Source organism: Candidatus Cloacimonadota bacterium (assembly GCA_011372345.1).
In the GTDB taxonomy this organism is placed as follows: domain Bacteria; phylum Cloacimonadota; class Cloacimonadia; order Cloacimonadales; family TCS61; genus DRTC01.
Genome location: DRTC01000253.1, coordinates 1 through 2,736 on the forward strand (window position 1 = coordinate 1; position 2,736 = coordinate 2,736).

The 2,736-nt window shown below is 39.4% G+C and carries 2 protein-coding genes; both read right to left on the minus strand.

The genetic code is table 11. From position 1 onward, the window contains the following. Nucleotides 1–117 precede the first annotated feature (117 nt). Nucleotides 118–1,272, minus strand: coding sequence for a thiolase domain-containing protein (locus ENL20_04805; GenBank protein HHE37875.1), 1,155 nt, complete (start codon nt 1,270–1,272; stop codon nt 118–120). Nucleotides 1,273–1,561: 289 nt separating this feature from the next. Continuing rightward, nucleotides 1,562–2,608, minus strand: a complete 1,047-nt coding sequence (locus ENL20_04810; protein ID HHE37876.1) for a hydroxymethylglutaryl-CoA synthase — start codon at nt 2,606–2,608, stop codon at nt 1,562–1,564. Between the last annotated feature and the right edge of the window lie 128 nt (nt 2,609–2,736).

The following is a 2,736-nucleotide window of genomic DNA, read 5'->3' on the forward strand; positions in this document are numbered from 1 at the left end:
AATTGATATGTTCTTTCTCGAAGTTCTTTACTGATACTGTATTTCTTTTCAAGTTTCTTACTCATTCTCTTTTTTTTAGATTTTTAGTATTTTAGATTTTTAGCATTTTAGTTTTTTTTAGTCATTTAGTTTTTTCAATATATGAGTAACCGAAGAAGCACCCGATCCGCCCATATTTTGAGCTAAACCGATTTTCGCATTCTTGATCTGTCTCTCACCCGATTTTCCGGTCAATTGTTCATAGATTTCAACGACTTGTGCAACTCCTGTCGCACCAACAGGATGACCTTTGGATTTCAAACCACCGGAAGTATTGATCGGTATTTTTCCAGTTAGTGCTGTATGACCTTGTTCGGTGAATTTTCCGCCATTTCCTTTTTCAGTAAAACCGAGTTCTTCGAGAATACAGATCTCCGCAATAGTAAAGCAATCATGAACTTCTGCCAGATCGATATCGGAAGGTTTTAATCCTGCCATTTTAAAGGCTCGTTCTCCCGAAACTTTAACTGCATTTAAAGTTGTAATGTCTTCTCGCTGATCTAAAGCTAATGAATCTGTTGCTGCTCCGGAACCGATTATTTTGATCATCGGTCTCTTTAATTTTTTTGCAACTTCTTCAGAAGCTAAAATGACGCAAGCACCACCATCAGAAACCGGAGAACTATCCATAACTGTCAACGGATCAGCAACCAGAACAGCATTCTTAACTTGCTCAAGATTCACTTTTCGTTGAAATTGAGCATTTGGATTCATTGAACCGTTGAAATGATTTTTCACAGATACTTGAGCGAGTTGATCTCTGGTTGTTCCGAATTTGTGCATGTGAGCACGGGCTATCATTGCATATAATCCCGGAAAAGTAATACCATGAAAACATTCATATTCCTGATCAGCTGCTGTTGAAAGAGCATAAGTTACATCTGCTCCGTCATTCATTTTCTCAACTCCACCAGCAAGAACAATATCTGAATTTCCGGATGCAATATCGAGGAATCCCATTCTCACAGCCATTCCCCCGGAACAACAAGCAGATTCAAGTCGAACTGCCGGAATTGGAGCAACTCCCAGATAATCTGCCATTAATGCACTAACATGTTCCTGCCCTACAAAAAGACCTGATGTCATGGTTCCGACATACATTGAATCCAGATGATCGACTCCAGCATCTTTGATCGCTTTTAATCCTGCTTCTACAAATAGATCGCGAAAAGATGATTCCCAGATTTCACCGAATTTCGTCATTCCACAACCAATTACATATACATCTCTCATTTAATTTCCTCCTAAAAATTTTTACCGCAAAGTCACGAAGGCATAAAGGAAGAAGAATTTATTGTTTAAAACCTTCTTTGAACATCCGTGCTTTGTTTTCATAATTTCCAATATCCGCCGCAAAGTCGCAAAGAAAAAAGATTTATAAATCTGTTGATTAACCTGAAATAGAGTTTATGCTTGTATGACGATTTAAGGAGTTCAAAATTTAATCTCCAAATCTCTAAATCAATAAATCAGCAAATTCATTTCTCTTTGTGTTTTCTTTGTGTCTTTGTGCCTTGGTGGTTTACTCGTTCATGATGATCTTTTCCCGGAATTTTGCATATTGTCCATAATCGAGATAGATCGGATTATCTGTTAGTCTTTCCCGAACCTTTTCAGCTTTATCCTGGACAGCAACGATTTTATCTGTCGCTTTAAAAATAAAAGCATCACTTCCGGCACCTGAACCAAATGAAACCATAAAGATCAAATCTCCGGATTCGGCTACATCGAGAGTTGCGGATAGACCTGTCGGTGATGAACCGGAATAAGTATTTCCCATTAGATTTACAACCCAACCGGGTTTCATCTGCTCATCTGTAAAACCGAGTTTCTTCCCAACAGTTAAGGGAAATTTTCCATTAGGCATGTGGAAAATCGCATATTTAAAATCTGAAGGTTTGTATCCGCTTTTTTTTAAAATGGCGTTTGCTGCTCCCTGAACATGCTTGAAATATGCAGGTTCCCCCGTAAATCTTCCTCCATGATGAGGATAGAAAGCACCTTCTCGTCGCCAGAAATCCGGTGTGTCTGTCGTGTAAGAATGAGTGAATAACAATTCAGCGAGAATTTCTTCCTTTCCGAAAATAAATGCCGAACCTCCTGCTGAAGCAGAAAACTCCAATGCATCTGCTGGCGCTCCTTGCGATGTATCTGCTCCGATCGCCATTGCATATTTTACTTCTCCTGCCTTAACTAAAGCTTGAGCAATGAACATCCCTTCCGAACCTGCTTTACACGCAAATTCAAGATCAGCAGTGTGAAAATCAGGAACAATGCCAAGTGCTTCTCCGACAGTTGCTCCGGATGGTTTAACTGCATAAGGATGTGATTCGGAACCGATATAAAGCGCCCCGATTTCCTGTGGATCGATATTGCAGCGTTTGAGAGCATTTTTCGCTGCTGCCACCGAAATGGTGATCGTATCTTCATCTAAACCCGGAACAGATTTTTCCTGCAGCATCAATCCTCGCTTGATCGAAACTGCATCTTTACCCCATTGATGGGCGATCTGTTCTGCTTTGATCCGGTATTTCGGTATATACGATCCGTAACCGATAATTCCTACCATAGAACCTCCTATTTTATTTTTTTATCCAACAGTCATCGTTAAAAATACGTCTGACAAGCGAATAAACTAACTTCACGCATTATATTCATTGAATTAAACTGACAAAACTGAAATAAACTGAATAAGAG